The 21,726-nt window shown below is 45.0% G+C and carries 14 protein-coding genes and 1 pseudogene; 5 read left to right on the forward strand and 10 right to left on the reverse strand.

The genetic code is table 11. The annotated features are described in order from the left end of the window. Positions 1-60: 60 nt before the first annotated feature. The 9 genes from grpE to HXT41_RS04055 form a co-directional block, all read right to left on the reverse strand. The gene (gene grpE / locus HXT41_RS04015; protein WP_012914519.1) at positions 61-759 is read right to left on the reverse strand and encodes a nucleotide exchange factor GrpE; all 699 of its coding nucleotides are present in this window, start codon (positions 757-759) and stop codon (positions 61-63) included. Next, the gene (dnaK, locus tag HXT41_RS04020; protein WP_004104772.1) at positions 759-2,642 is read right to left on the reverse strand and encodes a molecular chaperone DnaK; all 1,884 of its coding nucleotides are present in this window, start codon (positions 2,640-2,642) and stop codon (positions 759-761) included. Before dnaK ends, grpE begins: the two co-directional genes overlap by 1 nt. A 267-nt stretch (positions 2,643-2,909) precedes the next feature. Next, positions 2,910-3,641: a HesA/MoeB/ThiF family protein gene (locus HXT41_RS04025; RefSeq protein ID WP_033888410.1), complete on the reverse strand. Its 732-nt coding sequence runs from the start codon at positions 3,639-3,641 to the stop codon at positions 2,910-2,912. Between the two features lie 35 nt (positions 3,642-3,676). Then, positions 3,677-4,489: a thiazole synthase gene (locus HXT41_RS04030; protein WP_004104776.1), complete on the reverse strand. Its 813-nt coding sequence runs from the start codon at positions 4,487-4,489 to the stop codon at positions 3,677-3,679. 82 nt (positions 4,490-4,571) lie between these two features. Then, positions 4,572-4,778, reverse strand: coding sequence for a sulfur carrier protein ThiS (gene thiS, locus HXT41_RS04035; protein ID WP_004108127.1), 207 nt, complete (start codon positions 4,776-4,778; stop codon positions 4,572-4,574). A 123-nt stretch (positions 4,779-4,901) separates the two neighbouring features. Then, positions 4,902-5,972, reverse strand: coding sequence for a glycine oxidase ThiO (gene thiO / locus HXT41_RS04040; protein WP_004104781.1), 1,071 nt, complete (start codon positions 5,970-5,972; stop codon positions 4,902-4,904). 504 nt (positions 5,973-6,476) lie between these two features. Further along, positions 6,477-9,164: a TIM-barrel domain-containing protein gene (locus HXT41_RS04045; protein ID WP_421788575.1), complete on the reverse strand. Its 2,688-nt coding sequence runs from the start codon at positions 9,162-9,164 to the stop codon at positions 6,477-6,479. A 96-nt stretch (positions 9,165-9,260) separates the two neighbouring features. Continuing rightward, positions 9,261-10,097 (reverse strand): TraX family protein, encoded by an 837-nt coding sequence (locus tag HXT41_RS04050; RefSeq protein ID WP_004108130.1) that lies wholly within the window; start codon positions 10,095-10,097, stop codon positions 9,261-9,263. Between the two features lie 77 nt (positions 10,098-10,174). Then, entirely contained in the window at positions 10,175-11,875 is a 1,701-nt protein-coding gene (locus HXT41_RS04055) for an alpha-amylase family glycosyl hydrolase (RefSeq protein ID WP_102703474.1), read from the reverse strand. Positions 11,876-12,133: 258 nt separating this feature from the next. Here HXT41_RS04055 and HXT41_RS04060 point away from each other — a divergent pair. The 5 genes and pseudogenes from HXT41_RS04060 (at position 12,134) to malQ (ending at position 20,696) form a co-directional block, all read left to right on the forward strand. Continuing rightward, positions 12,134-13,362: pseudogene (locus HXT41_RS04060) on the forward strand (extracellular solute-binding protein). A gap of 159 nt (positions 13,363-13,521) precedes the next feature. Then, the gene (locus HXT41_RS04065; RefSeq protein ID WP_004108136.1) at positions 13,522-14,928 is read left to right on the forward strand and encodes a carbohydrate ABC transporter permease; all 1,407 of its coding nucleotides are present in this window, start codon (positions 13,522-13,524) and stop codon (positions 14,926-14,928) included. Beyond that, the gene (locus HXT41_RS04070; protein ID WP_004104797.1) at positions 14,925-15,848 is read left to right on the forward strand and encodes a sugar ABC transporter permease; all 924 of its coding nucleotides are present in this window, start codon (positions 14,925-14,927) and stop codon (positions 15,846-15,848) included. Before HXT41_RS04065 ends, HXT41_RS04070 begins: the two co-directional genes overlap by 4 nt. Positions 15,849-16,159: 311 nt before the next feature. Continuing rightward, a complete protein-coding gene (gene pulA / locus HXT41_RS04075) occupies positions 16,160-18,169 on the forward strand; it encodes a type I pullulanase (protein WP_004108138.1) in 2,010 nt (669 codons plus the stop codon). Between the two features lie 277 nt (positions 18,170-18,446). Then, a complete protein-coding gene (malQ, locus tag HXT41_RS04080) occupies positions 18,447-20,696 on the forward strand; it encodes a 4-alpha-glucanotransferase (RefSeq protein ID WP_116773616.1) in 2,250 nt (749 codons plus the stop codon). A gap of 296 nt (positions 20,697-20,992) precedes the next feature. On the opposite strand, the gene HXT41_RS04085 is transcribed toward malQ, so the two are convergent. Further along, positions 20,993-21,601, reverse strand: coding sequence for a hypothetical protein (locus tag HXT41_RS04085; protein ID WP_004108152.1), 609 nt, complete (start codon positions 21,599-21,601; stop codon positions 20,993-20,995). Positions 21,602-21,726: the final 125 nt, after the last annotated feature.

Genomic DNA, 21,726 nt, shown 5'->3' on the forward strand with positions numbered 1-21,726 from the left:
GCTAACTCTTATGAGTCAGCACGAGCAAGTTATGCAATAAAGTCACGACTAAGAGTTTCGTTAGTCATTACTTGGCGAAGAAACGACCACACGAGCGGCGCGAATAACGCGATCTCCTATTCGATATCCTGCTTCAACTACAGCATCAACAGTTTCTTTTGTAGCGTCTGGATCTGGCCTGTGCAAAATTGCATCATGCTTGGTCGGGTCAAAATCTTCGCCCTTCTCACCAAACTTTTCCACACCAAACTTTTCAAAAGCTTTATCTATCTTAGTTGCAACAGCCTTGAATGAATCATCCATTTCGCTATGCTCGCGAATGCGGTCAATGTCATCCAATGCCGGAAGCAATGCTGTCAGCACGTCAATAATTCCATGCTGTCTGAAACGATCCTGCTCTTTGGCAGAACGATTTCTGAAGTTTATAAACTCAGCACGCTCTCGCTGTAACGCTTCCAAGTACTCTGCAGCTTCTTTCTTAGCTTTACCTAAGGGAGTTAAACTGCCGCTATCCGCGTCTTGGCTGTCTTTCGATTCTGAGGATTCAGTGGAATTCGCTGTATCCTCAGAATTTGCGGAATCCGCAGAAACGTTAGCATCAGCTTGTGCATCAGCTTTCGTTTCTGCAGGATTTGCATCTTCAGCAGCTTTCGATGAAGATTGCGCAGACGATTTCGCAGAATCACCTGTAGCTTTTACACCCAGCGAGTCAGCATCTTCCATATCTTGCAAATATTCGTTGGCGTTAAAGTCGGACATTACTTATTGTCCTTATCGTCCTTGTCGTCGTCCACCACTTCGGCGTCAACTACATCATCATCCTTAGCTGCAGAGCCAGCCTGAGCGCCAGCAGCAGACTGAGCGCCAGCTTCGGCACCAGCAGCACCCTGCTGAGCGTAAAGCTGCTGACCGATCTTCTGAGCAGAAGTCATCAACTCGCTTTGAGCAGACTTAATCTTCTCAACGTCGTCACCCTTCAAAGCTTCCTTCAAAGCATTAACCTTGTCGGTAACTTCCTTAGAGATTTCATCGGAAAGCTTGTCTTTATTGTCGTTCACAAGCTTTTCAGTCTGGTAAGCAAAGGCTTCTGCTTGGTTGCGAACTTCAGCTTCTTCCTTACGCTTCTTATCTTCAGCTTCGTGAGCTTCAGCTTCCTTCACCATGCGGTCAATTTCGTCCTTTGGCAAACCGGAACCACCAGTAATAGTCATAGACTGTTCCTTACCAGTGCCCTTATCCTTAGCGGAAACATGCACAATGCCGTTAGCGTCAATATCGAAAGTGACTTCAATCTGAGGAACGCCACGAGGAGCTGGAGCAATACCAGTCAACTCAAAAGTGCCAAGAGGCTTGTTATCGCGAGCAAACTCACGCTCACCCTGGTAAACCTGAATCAACACGGATGGCTGATTGTCTTCAGCAGTGGAGAATACTTCCGAGCGCTTCGTCGGAATTGCAGTGTTGCGGTCAATAAGCTTTGTCATAATTCCACCCTTGGTTTCAATACCCAAGGAAAGTGGAGTTACATCAATAAGCAGAACGTCTTTGCGGTCTCCCTTAATAACGCCCGACTGCACGGCTGCGCCAACGGCCACGACTTCATCTGGGTTCACGGACTGGTTAGCTTCCTTACCGCCAGTAAGTTCCTTCACCAAATCCTTCACAGCTGGCATACGAGTAGAGCCACCAACAAGAACCACGTGATCAATCTGGCTTACTGAAATTCCAGCGTCAGAAAGAACGTTGTTAAATGGCGTACGGCAGCGGCCGAGCAAGTCGGAAGTCATTTCCTCAAAGTGAGCACGAGTCAAAGTCTCATCCAAATGCACTGGAGTGCCGTCAGGAGTCATTGCCAAGTACTGCATAGAAATTGAGGTGGAAGTAGAAGAGCTAAGCTCCTTCTTTGCCTGCTCAGCAGCTTCCTTCAAGCGCTGCAAAGCAATCTTATCCTTGCTCAAATCAACGCCATACTTGTTCTTAACTTCGCCAACAAGCCAGTCGATAATCTTCTGATCCCAGTCGTCGCCACCCAAGTGGTTATCGCCATTAGTTGCTTGCACCTGAATTGTGGAGAATCCGTCATCATCCTTACCAATTTCAAGCAAGGACACATCGAAAGTACCGCCACCCAAGTCGAATACCAAAATGCGCTCGTCTTCCTTGCCCTTTTCGAGGCCGTAAGCCAAAGCTGCAGCAGTTGGTTCGTTAATAATACGAAGCACGTTCAAGCCTGCAATCTTACCTGCATCCTTAGTTGCCTGACGCTGAGCATCGTTGAAGTAAGCTGGGCATGTAATAACGGCATCGGTTACCGGCTCGCCCAAGTAAGCTTCAGCATCGCGCTTCAACTTCATTAAAACCTGTGCAGAAATCTCTTGTGGAGTCCACTTCTTGCCGTCGATATCAACAGTCCAATCAGTGCCCATATGACGCTTTACTGAGCTAATCGTGCGATCAACGTTTGTTACAGCCTGACGCTTAGCAACTTCACCAACCAAGATTTCGCCGGATTTGCTGAATGCCACAACAGATGGCGTGGTACGTGCGCCTTCAGCGTTCACAATAACGGTTGGGCTGCCACCTTCAAGAGTAGCAATGCAAGAGTTGGTTGTTCCCAAATCAATACCTACTGCGCGTCCCATAATTTCTCCTTAACTAGGTATTGCACCTTTTGTGCAATTACGCTTTCCTTCAAGTTTTGCAGTTACGTGAGCTGAGCTTTATTTAGATTCCTTATTGGAAACTAGGTAAATCACCAGCTTTTTTACTTTCCAAAACTTGAGCCTACTACACTCAACTTGTAAAAGTCAACTTTTATTCCCAAAAATTACAAAAAACTTTATACAACTAGACTCAAGTTTTGCAATTTAAGCAAAATTAAGGGGAAATTCTGCAAAATTCAGTAGCATTCACGCGCTGAACTTAAAACGACGCAAAGAATTATCCAGAGCATTGTAGCGCGCCAAAACACCAATAAGCGGCGTGCCAATACCGGTTATGAGTTTGATTGCTTCAGTTGCCATCATTGCGCCAACAATAGCTGCAGTCGCGCCCAATACTGCCGATTTTGGCACTTTTTCTTTAGGCGGAGGACAAGGGTACAAGTCGCGCAATCCCGGTCCCTCCCCAGGCATAAAAACGCTTACTTGACCTTCATAATAAAGCACCGATCCGTAAACTTCTGGCGTACCAGCACTCCAAGCAGCATCCGCAATCAAAAAGCGAGTAGCAAAATTATCGCAACCATCAATTATTAAGTCGTGACTTTCTACAAGTTGCTTTGCGTTGTCTTCATTAAATCTATCTACAAGGTTGATTTTTAAACCCGGAGATAACGCTTGCAGACGCTTAGCCGCAAGTTGCGCTTTAGATTTGCCACACTGATCGACAGTATATAAAGTCTGCCTTTGCAAATTAGAAAGCTCAACAACATCGTCATCACAAATCGTAATTTCGCCAACTCCTGCTGCAGCAAGCGAAAGCAAGCATGGCGAACCAAGTCCACCTGCTCCGACCATGCAGATTTTCGCATCGCGAAGTAACTGCTGATGTTCATGCGTAAAGCCCGGCAGGAGCAAGTGGCGGCTAGTGCGTTCCACCTCAAGCTCCTGCAGGTTGTCGTAAATTTTATTAATCGTCATGTTGAATAATATGCCGAAAAATTACAGTACAAAATTTACAGTACAGAATCAGCCCAAGCGCGACCTTCAACAGGCGAAGAAGCGAGCGCATGTTCACGCTTAGGAATACGGCCAGCATCGTGAGCAAGCTTTCCAGCAGTTACAGCAGCAGCCATTGCACGACCCATCTTCACTGGGTCTGGACAGCGAGTTACAGCGCTTGCAAGAAGCACGCCAGAGCAGCCAATTTCGAAAGCTTTAACAACATCGGAAGCAGTGCCAACGCCGGCATCCAAAATCACAGGAACGCCAGCTTCCTTGCATTCTTGGACAATCAGCTCAATATTTCGAGGATTCAAAATACCAAGACCAGTTCCAATTGGAGCACCACCAGGCATAACAGCCTTCACACCAAGCGAAACCAAGCGGCGAGCCACAATCGGGTCGTCATTCGTGTAGCAAAGAACACTAAAGCCTTCTTCAATAAGCTTTTCTGCAGCAAGTAATACTTCACGAGTATCTGGAAGTAAAGTATCGTCGTCTGCAATTACTTCGAGCTTAATCCAGTCAGTTCCAAGCGACTCACGAGCCATTTTTGCTGTAAGCACAGCGTCATGCGCAGTTTTGCAGCCTGCAGTATTTGGCAAAACGTTAATATTGTGACGCTGCAACATGCCGTAAATATCCACGCCTGTTTTTGCGTGACGGCGCATTGCAACCGTAGCCACTTCCGCACCTGAAGCTACAAGTGACTTTTCCATAATGTCAATGCTCGTCATGCCACCAGTGCCAAGCAAAAGCCTTGAATGTAAAGTCTTACCGCAAAGCTGCCAAGTATCGGCACTTTCTTCTGTATTATTTTCTGTCATTTTAAGCCTTTTATTTAATATTTAAACTTAATTAAAATTAAATAATTAAGCGCACTAATTTCACGCTTAATTTTGTGGTGTTTCAGCCGCCTTGAACTGCGCTAAGAATCTCGATTTGATTACCATCACATATGACGGCTGATTCCCATTGTGCGCGAGAAAGCACATCGTCGCCAATTGCGACCGCTATACCAAGTCCTGCATCCGAACCATAACGTTGCGCAATAAGCTGAGCAACAGTTAATCCGTCTTGCGCTTCAACAATTTCACCATTGACTACGATTTGCATAATCTAACCTTTACTAACTAAAAGCTGAATTACTAAAAGTACTTTCTGCATCACACTTACGTCTATATTTGAACGCTTCACACAATTCGCAGCGGAATATAACGAATTCACTGGAATTAGCGATTAAAAGCGAGCAGGATTGCAGCTCTCCAAGAAACCCTTTTCCTTCTCAGTCAACTCTTGCTCAAGCACAAGCTTTGTAGTCAAAGAAGAACCCAAAGCGGTGAGCAAAATGCCGTGGCGGAAGTAACCAGTGGAAATCGTGGTATGCGTCTTAGGATCAATACCAATGAATGGCAAATCGTCCGGAGTTCCAGGGCGGCCGCCAGCGGTAACCTCAGTAATCGAGCATTCCTGAATGCCAGGAAGCACGCTTGCAGCATCGCGAAGTAAGTCGAGTACGCCACCAACCTTTGGAATATCGCGGTCATCTTCGCGAGAAGTAGCGCCAAGCACAAGCTCGCCTGTTTCCTTAGCGCGAGGAACCAAATAAACTGGACGATCATGCACAAATCCACGAACCACAGAGCTCAAAATTGGGCGCAAAGGCTCTGGAATAGTCATACGAATCATATCGCCCCACACAGCGCGAAGCTTAAGCTGAGGAAGCATATCCTTAGCACCCAAGCCGGATGCCAAAACTGTGTCTGGACCCAAATCGTCTGGAGTGCTTGCGCGACGCTCAATAACAACACCGCGCTTTTCGAGTGCATCAATCATTGCTGCAGTGAAAAGACGAGGGTTGATTTGATGGTCGTCCGGCACGCTTACAGCGCCAGCAATAGTTGGCGAAAGAGCAGGCTCAATCTCACGAAGCTTACTCACAGAAATATGCTCAGCTCTACGGCCGTAACGATGCTGCAAGTTTAGCAACTCGTTTACATGCTCGTTATCTGCAGCGTCACCGCCAATTACGTAAGAGCCGCACTCTAAGTAGCCAGTTGGCTTATCGGTGTACTTTGCAACCGAATCAACCAATTCCTTATACATAGTTGCAGACTCAAACATAAGAGGATACAACGCTTCTTGCTGATATTGCATTTCTGCGGTAGGAGCTAACATGCCAGCAGCATGGTGAGAAGCGCCCGAGACTGGATCTGGATCAATTATGCTAACTTTTACGCCAGCTTCCGTAAGTCTCCACGCTGTTGCTAAACCAATAATACCTGCACCAATAATACGAATATTTCGCATAATACTCCTTCCCTACGGCGGCATTACCCGCATCAGGTTTACGGTCGGCTTTCGCCCTCTCAGCCTGTATAGAACAAGCTCCCGCGTTTCGTAGCTTTGACTTTCAAAACTGCGATTGTAAAGCTGTAATATTGCCAACTTTAGCGATATTACAAACGCTACAGATAGACGCAACGAAAATATGTGATTTTCGTCACACTACCGTGTAGTATTCTAGCACTTCTGTGAAAAATTGGTTAATTGAGATGGCATGTCAAATCGCAAAACTAAGCAATTTCGCTACTGACGCAGTACGGTTTCTGCGCGAGTAACGTATAACTCCGTTTTTTCGTTACTGGCGCAGACAGCGCTCGCGCGGATTACGCTCGCGCGGATTACGCTCGCGCGCGAAACTCGCGTTGGAAGTCCACTGTACTTCCAACTTAAGCGAGTTTCCGCTCCGAGTTGCCTTCGCGCGCTACGCTCTATGCGCTCAGGCAGGTCGTCGCGCTCGCGCTGACGGAATTACTCAACCGAGCGCAGCAAAATCTCCTCAAGCGCGTGCTTTACCGAAACAGGCAGTGTGCAACGCCATTGCGCCCACTTAACTACGGAAGGCTGGTCGGTTGCGTAAGCGTTAAGCATATCAACGCTGTTGCGATACTTTTCTGCTTCCGATTCGTTCTCGTATTCAAGAGTTGAGATTTCAGCAATAGCACTTGCACTTCCGCCAGAATCTCGCACTGCATCAAAAGCCATTTCCTTGCCTCTGTACGGCACTTGCGCTTGAAGCAGGAATCGGTAAGCGTCGCCAACTTTAGGGTCGGCAGCGATTTGCAATCCACCGTCAACAATTACGCAAACTTCCGAACGAGCTGGCACGTCTTTCACAGAAACCGACAAGCTCAAAGTCGCCTCTTCGCCTTCGTAAGAAACCGCAAACTCGCTTGCGTTAAGCTCTCGGCTCCCAACAAACACGCGCACGTGAGCAAAATCTATGCAAGCAACTCCTCTAAATACAACGTTCCAGTTGCGTTTTTGCGGCACAGATTCTACGGCAGCATCACATCCTGCAACACCGGAAATAATAAATTGCGAAGAACCATTGCCGTCTCGCCACACAAAATTCATACGTGTATTAGCAGTATTTCCAGCAGACGCGGCAGCAAAATCGCCGTTATCTTCTCGCATCACAAATTCGCCGTCAGCTCCAGGGAATGCAAGAACTCGCAAAGCCCGCGGATTTTCAATGCTATTAACAGATTCAGCGGTCTCAGCACTACGCTCGCAATCTGCAACTTCCGGCAAAACTTGCAGAGGCACAATCGCTCCAGCGCGCGCAAAAGCCGGCACGCGGTCAAGTAAGCGCCACGCTTCAAATCTGCGGCCATTCCAGCCGCGAGACACATACCTGCGTCCGTCAAACAAATCGTACCAATCGCCTTCCGGCAACCAAACTCCAGCACATCCGCGCAAAGCAGCCGCGTCGTTAGGCGAAACAATCGGCGATACTATAAGCTCGCTTCCAAAACGGTACTCGTTAGGAATTTCGTAAGCCATTCCAACTTCCGGCGACTGCCAGTACATTGGCTCAATAATCGGCCTGCCATCAAAAGCCGCGCGATAATTCATCGTATAAACGTATGGCAAAAGTTCCGCGCGCAAACGAAGCATTTTCACCATTGCTTCGCGAGTCTCCCGAGGGAAATTCCACGGCTCTTTTCCAGCGAATGGCGAGCAAGTAGAGTGCAAACGATTAATAGGACTAAACGCGCCGAAAGCGTACCATCGCGCTTCCAACTCGTTATTTCTAACGCCAAGCATGTGTCCGCCAATATCGTGACTCCACCATCCGTAGCCAATATTGGAAGCTGTAGAAGTGAAGTAAGTTTGGAAAGCAAGCGAATCCCAAGTAGTAACGGTATCTCCCGAGAATCCAACTGGGTAGCGATGCGAACCAGGGCCAGCATAACGAGAGAACGTAATAGGCCATCGACCTTCGCGCGCAGCGTCCTCATAATGCATGTGGTTCAGCATCCAAAGAGGATCCAAGCCAGGCTCGCGCGTAACTCCCCCCTGCTGCCAGTCAATCCACCAAAATCGCACGCCTTCATCTTCCATACGATGATGCATGTTGAAGTAAGCCTTCACAAACTGCGGATTCGTTAAATCAAATTCCACAGCTTTGCCGCTTGCCGGATCAATGCCAGCATCTTGCGCAACTTGCGGATAATCTTTTTCAAACGCACGCACGCCGTCGCGCGGATGCAAGTTCAAAGTTGGAGACAATCCAGCAGCGTTAAGTTTACGCAAAAAAGCACGATGATCCGGGAAAAGTTCCTCGTTCCACGTATAGCCCGTCCAACCGGATCCATACTTCGGATCAACATCAGTAACATGCCAATCCATGTCAATAACAGCCGTGCTAAAAGGTATGCCTTCGCGCTTAAAACGATTATGCAATTGCAAATATTCGTCTTGACGGTAGCGATAGTAGCGGCTCCACCAATTGCTTAGCGCAAAACGTGGCAGCAGCGGCTGAGCGCCCGTAAGCTTATAAAAGTCTTGAATTGCTTGAATATAGCGGTGTCCGTAACCGAAGAAATACAAGTCCTTGTATCTACCTGATTGCTCGCTAACTTTTTGCGCACGCGACTTAACCCAAGCCCCATACGGGTTTGGTTTGCCATTTATTTCCTCAGCCGGAGCAATTTCGCAAGTTGCAGAATCGTCTAAAATAGACCATCCGTCGCGCGAAAGTATTCCTTTACCAAGTTTTACCGGGCCATTCGCCTGATCCAAAGTTCTAAAAGTTCCAAGAAGATTTCCCGGGCACGCGTCGCCGTAATGCCACGTATTAAACTGCGTGCACGGCACTCCGCGCACAACAATACTTAAACCTTCTTTGCTAAAAGCTTCGCAATTATAAGTAAGATGCAGCTTTTCAGTTTCGACTTCCAGCCATTCATTTTCGTTTGTGCGCGCACTAAATTGCGGCTGAGCGTCCGCGCTTTTGTGAGCAAAATTGCGGCAGATTACAGTTTGCGTAGGATTGTCAACAAACTTTCCATCATCGCTCCATTCAAGACGAATAAGCGAATCTGTAATAACCGTAATTCGCCACTTTTCGCCCTTAATTACCTGACTATCCTGCGCCTTTGCATTTGAATCAGTTGCGTACTTATAAAAAATTCCCAACTTGGAAGAGTCCATACTACTGCACATCTCTGCTGTTACCTTGCAACTTTGCTTATTAACAATTTTATGTATTATTTTATGTATTATTTTGTTTGCTTACAACTTATAACTTTAATGAATGTATACTGCAAACACTGACGCAATGATCAACATCAGCGGATACCACGCATACATAACACAACGGAACGTCGTCGAGTTTTTAGGACCATCACCATAAGGGCTACGATAATGCAACACAGCTACACCAATACCAGGTGTAAGCATCGACATAGCGCCGAACATTCCTGCAGTCATCTCCATAGTAATTTCGCGCTTTTTTAATAATTCAAAAAGAAGTACGAAAATAAGCAAAGTTACGCCGCCGAAGAAAATTCCATGCTGCACAAAAACTTTTCCTATCAAATTCCAAAGAAGACCCGCAATGATAAGCACGGTAATAGCAAAACCTTTACTAAATCCGCTTAAACGTTCCCTAATTGTATCTATACTCGAAAGTACGAATAGGGAAATAACCATTGCAAATACAGGATTTTGCGAACGCATGTCGAACAAACATTTTGAATTCACCAAATCGTATGGAACTTCGCAAACCACTGCTAAAATCAGCAATCTCAACATGTAAAGATTCAAATTATGCGTGTTATGGTATCCGCGTACTAGTATCCACGCATACCATGGCACTGCAGTCCAGCTTATAAATTCACAAACTAATATGACTGTCAATGCAAACATATTATTGGTTACTGTTCCGCCGAACATTCGTGCAATTACTGTGTTACTAAATGCACCTAGCATAAGCATAAAAGCGCCGAGCATTTTGAGTTTATTGAGCGTGATTCCAGTTTTTATGTTACGGTCAGCACGAATTGGTTTGCCGTTTGCATCAAGCATTTCCTTATTCGCGTTACCGCTATCACGCATTATTGCTTTACCACTATTAATACTCATTGCACGTCCTTGTTTATTTGCGCATACCTAGTTTATATAAATTTTATCCGTAGTCGCGTATCTACCTAACCTGTAATTTACATTCCAAACACTGCAAAACTTTGAGCGCCGAGTGTTAAGCAATCACCATCAACTGATATTTCTCCAATTTTCAGTAATGGATTGTAAGCAGATTCTTGCGTAAGATTCGCTAATGCTTCTAATGAAACTGTTTCACTATTTACACCTGGGTTCATAACCACAATGCTTCGTTCCACAGCTGATTCTCCTGCGCCACCTTTTGCGCAACGCTCGTAAGCAAAGCCGCGGCCGTCAACCGGAGCATACAAAACTCTCCAAGACGCGTCAGCTTGCAAAGATTTGCGACTATGGCGAAGCGCAATAAGCGAGCGCACCCACGAAAGGAAGGAATCTTCGCAATTAATTTGCGCAGAAACAGTTGGAATTTCACCACTTTCCACTGCTTGTTTTCGAGAATTTGCGCAAGTTCTTCCGTCTGCTCGCGCTTCAACAGGCAAGTATAATTTAGATTTTGCAGCCATTGAGAAGCCAAAATTCTTTGCATCATCCCATTGCATTGGCGTACGAGTGCCCGTACGAGCGTAGCCGCCTTCTTTTGTTGGAATATCGCGATATTTCATGCCAATTTCGTCGCCGTAATACACGAATGGCACGCCTGGCATAGTGAGTATCATGCCAAAAGCCACGCGACGCTCACGATCGTCAAGACGCGGAGCAAGACGCGGCGTATCGTGATTGCATGTGATGAAACTAAAGTAACCTTGGTTGCAGGTTGACTCATATTGTGGGTAATAATCGTCTAAAAATGGGCAAATACTGCCGCCACCGTGCGCATTAAAGTAGCTGTGATCGCGCTCAGAATTGTTATCTAAAGCGTTATCAACGTCACGAAGTAAACGCGCATAACCATTAGGATTGCCATCCCAGCGCCAATTCAAATAGAAGTCCATGTCGAATCCGGCAGCAAGAGCCTGACGCGGTCTGCCCCATTCGGACACAAAAGCAGCCTGCGGATACTCTTCTTTTACAGTGCCAAGCATTTCCTGCCATGCGCGAATTGTATTGTCTTTTCCAAGACTTCCTTCGCCATTATTGTCATCGTTTTTTACAAGCGAATCAGCCATATCAACTCGGAATCCATCCGCACCAAGCGAAAGCCAAAATCGCATAATATCAACCATTGCAGCGCGAGTTTCTGCCGCTTCTTTGGAATCTGGAGCGGATTGCCAAGCTCTATCCCTATGTGCAAAACCGTAGTTTAATGCAGGCTGACATTTGAAGAAGTTTAGAATATAAGTGGCGTCACGCTCAGTTTCACCACCAACAAACGGCATAGAATAGCCGCTAAACGCACTGTCGGTCCAAATGTAGCGCTTACTGAACTCGTTTTCTTGAGCTTTTGAACTTTCGCGGAACCATTCATGTTCTTCACTAGTGTGACCTGGCACTAAATCAAGCAATATGCGGATTCCTTGATTGTGAGCTTCACTAAAAAGCTGCTGCAAGTCTTCGTTAGTGCCATAGCGAGCAGCTACTTTTTTGTAGTCGCGCACGTCATAGCCCGCATCTTTAAAAGGCGAGTCATAGCAAGGATTAAGCCAAATTGCGTTGCAGCCAAGCGATTTTACATAGTCTAACTTTTTGATAATTCCTTGAATGTCACCTATGCCATCGCCATTGGAATCACAAAAACTTTGCGGATAGATTTCGTAAAAAACCGCGTCTTTAAGCCACTGAGCATGATCGTATAATGCCATTATTTCACCCTTCTAGCGTTGTGCTATTTAGTTTACACGCAACCACTTGAAAAAATTTATAGGGCGAAATATACAGATTAACCCGCCACTCATTTGCAAACGACACGATATCCGTGTATACTACACAGTGCTTACGAACGGATTTGTGAGACTTGTGACGCTGCTCTACGCAGCAATCGCGATGTTGCGCCACAACGGAGTCCGTTACTACGCCACCAAATGATATGCCAGTTTTTGGCATGATATAGGAGGTCAAGGATGACGAATATTAAGAAGATGCTGGGTGCAGGTCTTGCAGTTGCTACTTTGTTTGGATTTGCAGCTTGCGGTTCAAGCACTAACAATAGCGCTAAGAAGGCTGCTGATTCAGCACCTGTTCAGCTCACCGTTTGGGGTTCTGCTGACGATCAGAAAGATGGCGGCTGGATTAGACTGTTGAAGCAGAATTCAAGAAGGAAAATCCAAACGTTACTTTCAAGAACGCTGTTGTTGAGCCACCAGACGCTGCTAAGGCTGTTAAGCAGGATGCTAAGGCTGCTGCTGATGTGTTCCTCTTCCCTAACGATCAGCTCGGCGACTTGGTAAAGGCTGGAGCAATCGGCGAATTAAGCGATGACGCCACAAAGCAAGTTAAGGAACAGAACGAAGATACTTTGATCAAGTCTGTTACCGCTCAGGACGGTAAACTTTACGGCGTTCCTTACACCGGCAACACTTGGTTCATGTACTACAACAAGTCCAAGTTCTCCGCTGATGACGTTAAGTCCCTCGACAAGATGCTTGAAAAGGGCAAGGTTTCATTCGATCTTGCTAATGCTTGGTATCTCCCAGGCTTCTACCTCGATGGCAATATGACGCTCTTCGGCGAAAATGGAAACGATGCTAAGGCTGGCATGAAGCTCAGTGATAAGGCTGCTGAAGTTACCAAGTACATTGCAACAAAGCTCGTTGGAAACGAAAAGCACTTCGTACTTGATGGAAATGGTCGCGGCTTGGCTGGCTTGAAGGACGGCTCCGTTGATGCAATGTTCTCCGGTTCTTGGGATGCAGCCAAGGTTAAGGACGCCTTGAAGGATAACTATGCTGCAGCTGCTCTTCCAACCTTCAAGACTGAGTCTGGCGAGCACCAGATGAAGTCCTTCGCTGGTTCTAAGGCTGTTGCTTACAACACCAACACCAAGTCTCCAGAGATGGCTGCTAAGTTCGCTGCATTCTTGGGCTCCAAGAAGTCCCAGCAGATTGCTTTCGAAAAGGAAGGTGCAATTCCTTCTGACAAGTCCCTTGCTGATAGCGTAAAGGCAGAGCCAGCTGCTGTTGCTCAGATGGAAACCATTGCTAAGACTTCTGTCTTGCAGCCAGCAATTCCTGAAATGGGTAAGTTCTGGGATCCAGTTCAAGCATTCGGCACTTCTATCTCCACCGGTAAGATTACTGGCGATAATGCTGCCGCGCAGACCGCAGAATTTGCTAAGGGCTTAGAGAAGTAAGTAAACAAAACTTACTCTAGCCAACAAATCTAAATAGATGCATAAGCAGTGTTTTATGCACTTTGAGTAAAACAATGCGCCCCAGCCCCCGCTCCGGCAAGGGGTGGGGCGCATTGTTTATCTTCTACAAAATAATTTTGTTTACATGAAAGGCATGTCATGACTGGCACGACATCCACAAAGCGAGAAAGACGCCAGAAGAAGACGTCAACTGCAGAACGCTTTGCTCCTTCACCTTATTCACTGAAAGAGGCTGCAAAACATGCGGACATTCTTTCATGGATTTCTGTTGTCATATTTGGCTTTGGCAATTTTGTCCGCAAGCAATACATCAAAGGCGTTATATTCTTAGCGTGCGAAGCAACTTTATTCGTATTCTTATTTACAATTGGATTGGATTATCTTCCAAAAATCAACACTCTTGGCACAGTAGAACAGGGCAGAGTTAAAGTCAACGGATTCTGGCGATACAGTGCAGGCGATAATTCTGTAGAAATTTTACTGTATGGAGTTATGTCGATATTAGCGATTGTATTGCTTGTATATCTGGCAACTCTCGCTCTTCGCAGCGCGTACAAAGCGCAATCTGTAATGGCAGACGGCAAGAAGCCACTTAATTTCATTGATGATGCGAAGACTCTTCTTGACGAAAAAGCACACGTCGGTTTTATGACTCTTCCAACTGCTGGCATTGTGTTATTCACAATTTTGCCATTGTTCTTCATGATTTCTATGGCTTTCACAAGCTATGACGAGAATCATCAACAAAAATTCAGTTGGATTGGGTTAGACGTTTTTTCTCAATTCTTAACCGGAAAAAGTGATTTAATTAAAGCTGACGTATTCTTTGACGTATTAATCTGGACTCTTGTTTGGGCATTCCTTGCAACCTTCCTGAACTTCTTCCTCGGCATGTTCATTGCAATGATAATCAATAGAAAGTCCACTCGTCTTAAGGGATTGTGGCGAACTTGCTTCTCCCTTACAATTGCAGTTCCACAGTTTGTTTCATTGCTTATTATGAACAATATGCTTAGCCAGAACGGTGTTATTAACATTGTCTTTAAGCAAAACGGTTGGATACATCAGGAGCTTCCTTTCCTTACGGATGTAACTTGGGCTCGAGTGACGGTAATTCTTATCAATCTTTGGGTTGGTATTCCATTCACCATCATGCAGATTACAGGTATCTTGCAAAACGTTCCTGCAGAACTTTACGAAGCTGCAGAGCTCGATGGCGCAGGTTGGTGGCAACGTTTCATGAACGTCACAATGCCGTACATCATCTTTGTTATGACTCCATATTTGATTACTACCTTTACTGGCAACATCAATAACTTCAACGTTATTTACCTCTTAACAAAAGGTGGTCCAGCAAGTAGCAAAGTCAACAGTGCAGGCGGCACCGACTTGCTTATCACATGGCTCTACAAGTTGACTGTTGACCAGCAAAACTACAACGCAGGTGCAGTAATTGGTATTTTGACGTTCATTGTGCTTGCTGTCGTAGCACTGATTACGTATCGCAACTCTGGATCTTACAAGAATGAGGAGGGATTCCGGTGAGTGATAAAACTACAACTAAGAACGAAGAAGCTGTTGTAAAGAGCACTCGTAGTGTTTCTTTCCTTAAAGATCAACATGTCAGAAGAGTAATTGGAGATACTTTCTCACATTTGTTCTTGCTGGTGTTGTCAGTTATTTGGCTGATTCCAATCTTGTGGGTTTTGTTAGAAAGCTTCAACAAGAACACTGGTTCCTATCAGAAAACCTTCTTCCCAACTGAATACTCACTAAATAACTATATAAAGTTATTTACCGATACCGATGACATTAATTTCCCACGAATGTTCCTCAACACTTTGATTGTGTCAATTTTCGTGTGCATTATTTCTTTGGTGTTTGTGTTAGCGGTGTCCTTCTGCATGTCTCGTCTCCGTTTCAAAGGACGTAAGACATTCATGAATCTTGCTCTGATTCTTGGTATGTTCCCAGGTATCATGGCTGTTATTGCTATCTACTTCATTTTGAAGGCTCTTGGTTTAACAAAAGGTTCGATTGTATTAATCGCACTTATTATCGTTTATTCTGCAGGTAGCGGTGCCGGCTTCTACATTATGAAGGGCTACATGGATACTATTCCAAAGTCTTTGGATGAAGCTGCATACTTGGATGGATGCACAAAGTGGCAAGTATTCTGGAAGATTATTGTTCCAATCTGCAAGCCTATGATTGTGTTCCAAGCAATTACTGGATTCTTGGGACCATGGCTAGACTTCGTTATGGTGAAGACAGTAGTGAGAGACAATAAGGAAAACTACACAGTTGCTTACGGATTAATGGAGATGCTTACCAAAAAATATCTACCTGATTGGTACGCTGCATTCGCGGCAGGCGCTGTGTGCATTTCCATACCAATCGTAATCCTGTTCATTATTATGCAGCGCTTCTACGAAGAGTCCATGTCTGGCTCCGTTAAAGGCTGATAATTTACAGGATATAAATCTACTGAAGGCTGAGACGCTTTCGAGCGTTTCAGCCTTCTCTTTCGCTAGACAACACGAACACGTAAAAATAAAAAATAACTTAACACACTCGCCGTTTGACTTAATACGATAATGGCTATCGCATAAACCCTACCGTGTTTAGCCAAATAGTGCCGCAAAACATAAAAAAACTTGATAACAGAACAATAAGTAAATAATAAAATTTAAAAACTGTATAATTACTAATACGATTAAATAATTTAGAAAATTTAGACAATTCGCAAAATAGCGAAGGAAGAAGGATACCCTATATGACGACTCCATCTTCGGCAACATGGCCTGTATACGAAGGACCTCTTGGATTTACTTTAAACGCTAAATCTACAACATTTACTGTATGGGCACCAACTGCACAGAATGTGACGTTAAGACTTTTTGAAACTGGAAACAACAGTGAGCCAATTCAAACACACGAATTGAAACCGTTGCATGACGGAGCTTGGCGGATTAATTTCCGTAAGCGTTTAGACGGCATATACTACGATTATCTTGTTACTTTCCAAGATGGCACAGTAAATCGAACTAGTGACCCTTGGGGTGTAGCAAGCGGTGTAAATGGTGAGCGCAGCCTTGTCATAGACGATGAGCGAGTGTCTCCTGCCAATTGGCATAAAGATAAGTCTCCTAAGTTTGTGCGTCATGCAATGGTTGTGTGGGAAACGCATGTTGCAGATTTCAGCAGCAATCCTAATGGCGGCTTTAAGCCAGAGCATAGAGGCCAATATCTCGCTTTTACTGATGAACATACATCTTTGCAAAATCCAGATTCTTCTGAATGCAACTTCCCTACTGGCTTGGATTATTTAAAGCAGCTTGGCATTACTCATGTGCAACTCGAACCTATTTACGATTTTGCAACAGTTGACGAATCCGCAATCGACAATGCGCGCAAAAACGGTGCTTCAGCAGAAGAATTAGATTCTCTATACAACTGGGGTTATGATCCTCACGCTTACAACGTTCCTGAAGGTGCTTATTCTAGCAATCCTTACGACGGCACTGCGCGAATTCGCGAATGCAAAGCAATGATTGCGGCATTACATGCTAATGGCCAACGCGTAATTATGGATGTTGTTTATAATCACATGTACAAGTCTGCAGAAAACGCTTTCGAATGCATGGCTCCTGGGTATTTCTGCAGGCGAGACTCTGACGGATCTTTTGCTAACGGCTCTGGCTGTGGAAATGAAATGGCTTCTGAACATCCTATGTTCCGCAGGTTTATTATTGAATCTTTGCTGCATTGGGCACGCTGCTATCACATTGATGGCTTCCGTTTTGATCTTATGGGATTGACTGATACTGAAACCTTAAATCAGGCACGAGCTGCATTAGATGAGCTTCCTGGCGGTAAAGATATTGTTATGTATGGAGAACCGTGGAGTGCTTCGGATCCTGCTGTTGATGAAAAAGTTCCGATGGGAGATAAAGACGGCAGGAGCACTCTTAACGAGCGCATAGGCTGGTTTAGTGACGAGTCTCGCGATTCCCTCAAAGGCAACGTCATGAACCATCTCGACCGCGGGTATGTAAATGGCAATGAGCTCTGGTGCTCAGATGCGGCTCGCCAAACTCTTAATGCATGGCGTGATACTCCTTCTGCAGGTAAAGAAGTTGGACAGATTGTTCAATATACTTCTGCTCACGACGATTTGACTTTCTGGGATAAGCTTTGTATCTCTATGCGCGAGAATGCTAGCGATTTTGAGTTTGACGCTCAAGATGCACAACAAGTTGCGGATATTTTGAACGCTAATATGTTTGCAGCTGGAATTGTTTTGTGCTCTGCAGGCACGCCGTTTATGCTAAGCGGAGAAGAGTTTGGACGTACTAAGCACGGTTGCGATAATTCTTATAATCGCGGTGTACTAATGAACCAGCTTGACTGGGCGCGCGCTGAACGTTTCAATCCGCTTGTTCAATGGTATCGTGCACTTATAAAGCTTCGCGCTGAATATAGCTCATTGTATGATGGCAAACGCAAACAACTTGAAACGTCTAACCATACTGTTTTGGCTACGCGCATTGGCAATAATTTAATTGTTTGCGCAAATCCTATGTATCATGAAGATGCAACTATTCAGCTACCTGCTATTCATAGCGCAAAGGCTCAAGAGTGGCATTGCGTACTTAATTCAAGTGATTATTTTGCTAAGTGGACTGGAAAACAACCTGACACCGCGGTAAATATTACAACTGAAAAAAGCGCTGCTACCCTACACTTGCCTATCAGAACTTTTGTTGTGCTTAGCAACAAGTAATTGCGTTTTAGTAAGTAAAAAAAATAATAAACTGTCAGACGATTGCAACTAAACATGAGTAATCACAACACTTGTGTTTAGTTGCAATTACTTATAAAAACTAGCAAATATGTCGCAACGCTAATTTGCAAACGATGTCAGGTATTTATATAATTGACAGGCAGGGTGTATTTCAATCCAGAGATGTATTGATTTACACGCTATCGCCATAGTTGCACATTTGGCACGCTTACGACGATGTTAGGAATGTGCCAAATCATAAAGTAGAAGGAGCACCATGACAACAACAGCTACTGGCAAAGCTGATGCTGATAAGCCTATGGAAGAAAGCGCAGAACGTCTTGCACGTCCACTTATTAAGCTTGCTAAGGCGTGCGGCGTTGCCACTTTTTATATTGATCAGCAAGGAAGCTACACCGAAATTACAGATGAAGCATTAGTTGGAGTACTTGATGCATTAGGCATGCCTGCCGACACTCAAGACAATATTGCAATTTCATACGAGAAGGTTCAGCGCAAACGCTCTAGCGAGTTATTGCCACCAACTGTCGTTTCGTTTAATGGCGCAAAAACTTGCGTACCAATTCACGCAGGAGATGCCAAAAAAGAGCAAATTCACATTTCTCTTACACTCGAAGATGGAACAGATTATGAAGACTCGTTAGGCGATATTCAATCCGAAGACGATGGAGACTTGTTCATTGAACTTCCGGATGATTTGCCAATGGGCTACCACACTTTGCATGCCAAAGTAATCAGCGCGAATGGCGAGACGGCTCAACATGCTGATGTCACATTGATTGCCGCACCTGCGCGTATTCCATTGCCTGAAAGCGTTAAGCAAAAGCACCGTTGGGGATTCATGACGCAAATGTATTCTGTGCGTTCAAAAGATTCTTGGGGAATTGGCGATTATGGCGATTTGCGTCGCCTACTTAAGGATGCTGGAGAAATCGGCAAGGCTGATTTTATGCTGATTAATCCAATTCATGCGTGCGCTCCAGTAACACCTCTTGAGCCTTCACCGTACTTGCCTGAGTCTCGTAGGTTCTTGAATGTCACTTATATTCGTCCGCAAGATATTCCGGAATATGCTGAATTAAGTGGCGAAGATCTTGCTAAAGTAGAGCAATTGCATGAGTCTATTGCTCCTCAAAACAATAATCCAAATCCTATAGATATCAACGCTGCATGGGATGCCAAGCTTCCTGCGTTGCGTATTATTTTCAAGCAACCTCGTTCTACCGAGCGCGAGCGCGAGTTTAGTGAGTTTAAGCATCGTTCTGGTGAAGATCTTGACGCCTTTGCAACTTGGTGTGTTGCGTTTGAGGTTTGGGGTGCTCCTTGGGGCGAGAATTTGTGGTTTGACACTACAGGCAAAGGCACTCCGCAAATTGAGCGACTTAAGCGCGAACATGCTGACTTGTTTGAGTTCCATCGTTGGCTTCAGTGGATTGCTGATGAGCAAGTTGCTGCAGCTCACGCTGAAGCTAAAGCTGCTGGTATGGCAATTGGTCTTATGCAAGACATGGCAGTTGGCGTACACGGCTACGGTGCTGACGTTTGGTGGAGTCCGGAACGATTTGCTAATGGTGTAAGCGTCGGTGCTCCTCCTGATTTCTACAACCAGCAAGGTCAGGATTGGGGTCAACCTCCATTCGATCCAAATTATTTGGATGAAACTGGCTATATTGCTTACCGAGACATGGTTCATAACGTGTTCTTGCATGCAGGAGCTGCTCGTATTGATCACGTTCTTGGATTGTTCCGCTTATGGTGGATTCCACAAGGACAGGGTGCTAGAAACGGCGCGTATGTGTACTACAACGTAGATGCAATGCTCGCAGTTCTCACTATTGAAGCAACTCGCGCAGGCGGTGTTGTTATTGGCGAAGATTTGGGCACTGTGCCGAAGTATGTTTCTAAGGTTCTTGCATCTCATGGCGTGCTTGGCACTGTTGTTGAGTGGTTCACCCACGACGACGAAGCTGAAGCCGCTACTAAGAAGGCTGGAAAGAAGCAAATTATTTTTGCTAATCCGTCTACATATCGAGAGTATGCTCTTGCTTCCGTTACTACGCACGATATGCCACCTACAGCTGGTTATCTTGCCTTTGAGCATGTCAAGCTTCGCGAGCAACTTCATCTGCTTACAGACTCCGTAGAAACGTTCCAGGAGGCTGCTCAAGCTGAACGCGATGCAATGATGAAGATGCTTCTTGAGAACGGTTGGATTAGCAAAGATGCTGCTGAGGATGTTGAAGGTCATGTACAAGAGATTGTGGAAGCTATGCATGCAATTATGCTCACTTCCCCATCTTTGCTTTTGCAAGTAGCTTTGGTTGATGCTGTCGGCGAGAAGCGTTCACAGAATCAGCCTGGAACTAGTACAGAGTATCCAAACTGGCGTATTCCACTTGCTGATGCTGATGGTCGTGTAGTTCACACCGATGAAGTATTTAAGTCACCACGAGTGCTATCTATGACGGCAGTTATGCGCGGCGAAAATACACGGAAGCATGTATAATTTAATAGTTGGTTTACCGATGAACTGACTCTATTCCCCCCCTCGTAAGGAATATGATTTGCATAGTAGCAAATCAAAATATTTCTTACATGATGTCCTATGTGAGGCGAGCATCTATAATAGTGCTCGCCTCATTAATTATGGGGTTATGGGGGTTATGGAGTAAGAAGCAAACCCCCCTGCCTCAACACCGTTACTCGCGCAGTACGTAATCTGCGTCAATAACACAAATAAGCAGCAACACTCGCGCGCTAAATCGCAGCGCTCAAGCAGGTCGTCACGCCATAACGCAGAAATTACTTCTTAATATACTTTGCAAATACACGCTCTAAAATCGGAGTATGCAGCATAATAAGCGATCCCCAACCAATGAATACCAACAAAGGCAAACCCTGCGGCAAATATACGATTGATGCAAATATTAACACAATAAACACTATATCTAGCAGTGTCATTATAAGAGTTTCTTTCCAATACGAAATACCAAAAATAAGAGAATTAGCCACTGTTTTATCAATTGAATTTTTAAAACGCGCTTGTAATGCAAACACCCATTCGGCAACAATAACCCACAATATGCTCAGAATAAATTTAATAATTAAAAGTGGAGTAAACCACACGCAAAGCCATAGCCAAATAATAGCAAGCAAAACTGGTCCCATTACAGCCCAAATAATAGTAGATTCCAAAAAATTGCTAGCAAACGCGCGAAAATAAGCTGCAGTAATATGTCCTTCACCTTGCTCTGTACGTCTTGCAGCATCATGACCAGCACAAAGAGAAGCGCCGATAGTAATTAAAGGAAAGCTTGTTAAAATCATCAATATTGTAAGCCACACGGCATCAGCAAATGTTTCCATGCTTTGCGCAAACTTTGAATCTGGGCTTCCAAACGAGAAAATCATTCTATACTATCTCCTGGTTTTATGACGCAATTCCTATGCTTTACTATCTATAGATACTCTAATAACGAACTCTACCACCTAATTACAAACTAACGTAACTATTAAAAATAATGACGGTGTGCACA

This window comes from Gardnerella sp. DNF01189, from assembly GCF_049244195.1.
Lineage (GTDB): Bacteria > Actinomycetota > Actinomycetes > Actinomycetales > Bifidobacteriaceae > Bifidobacterium > Bifidobacterium swidsinskii.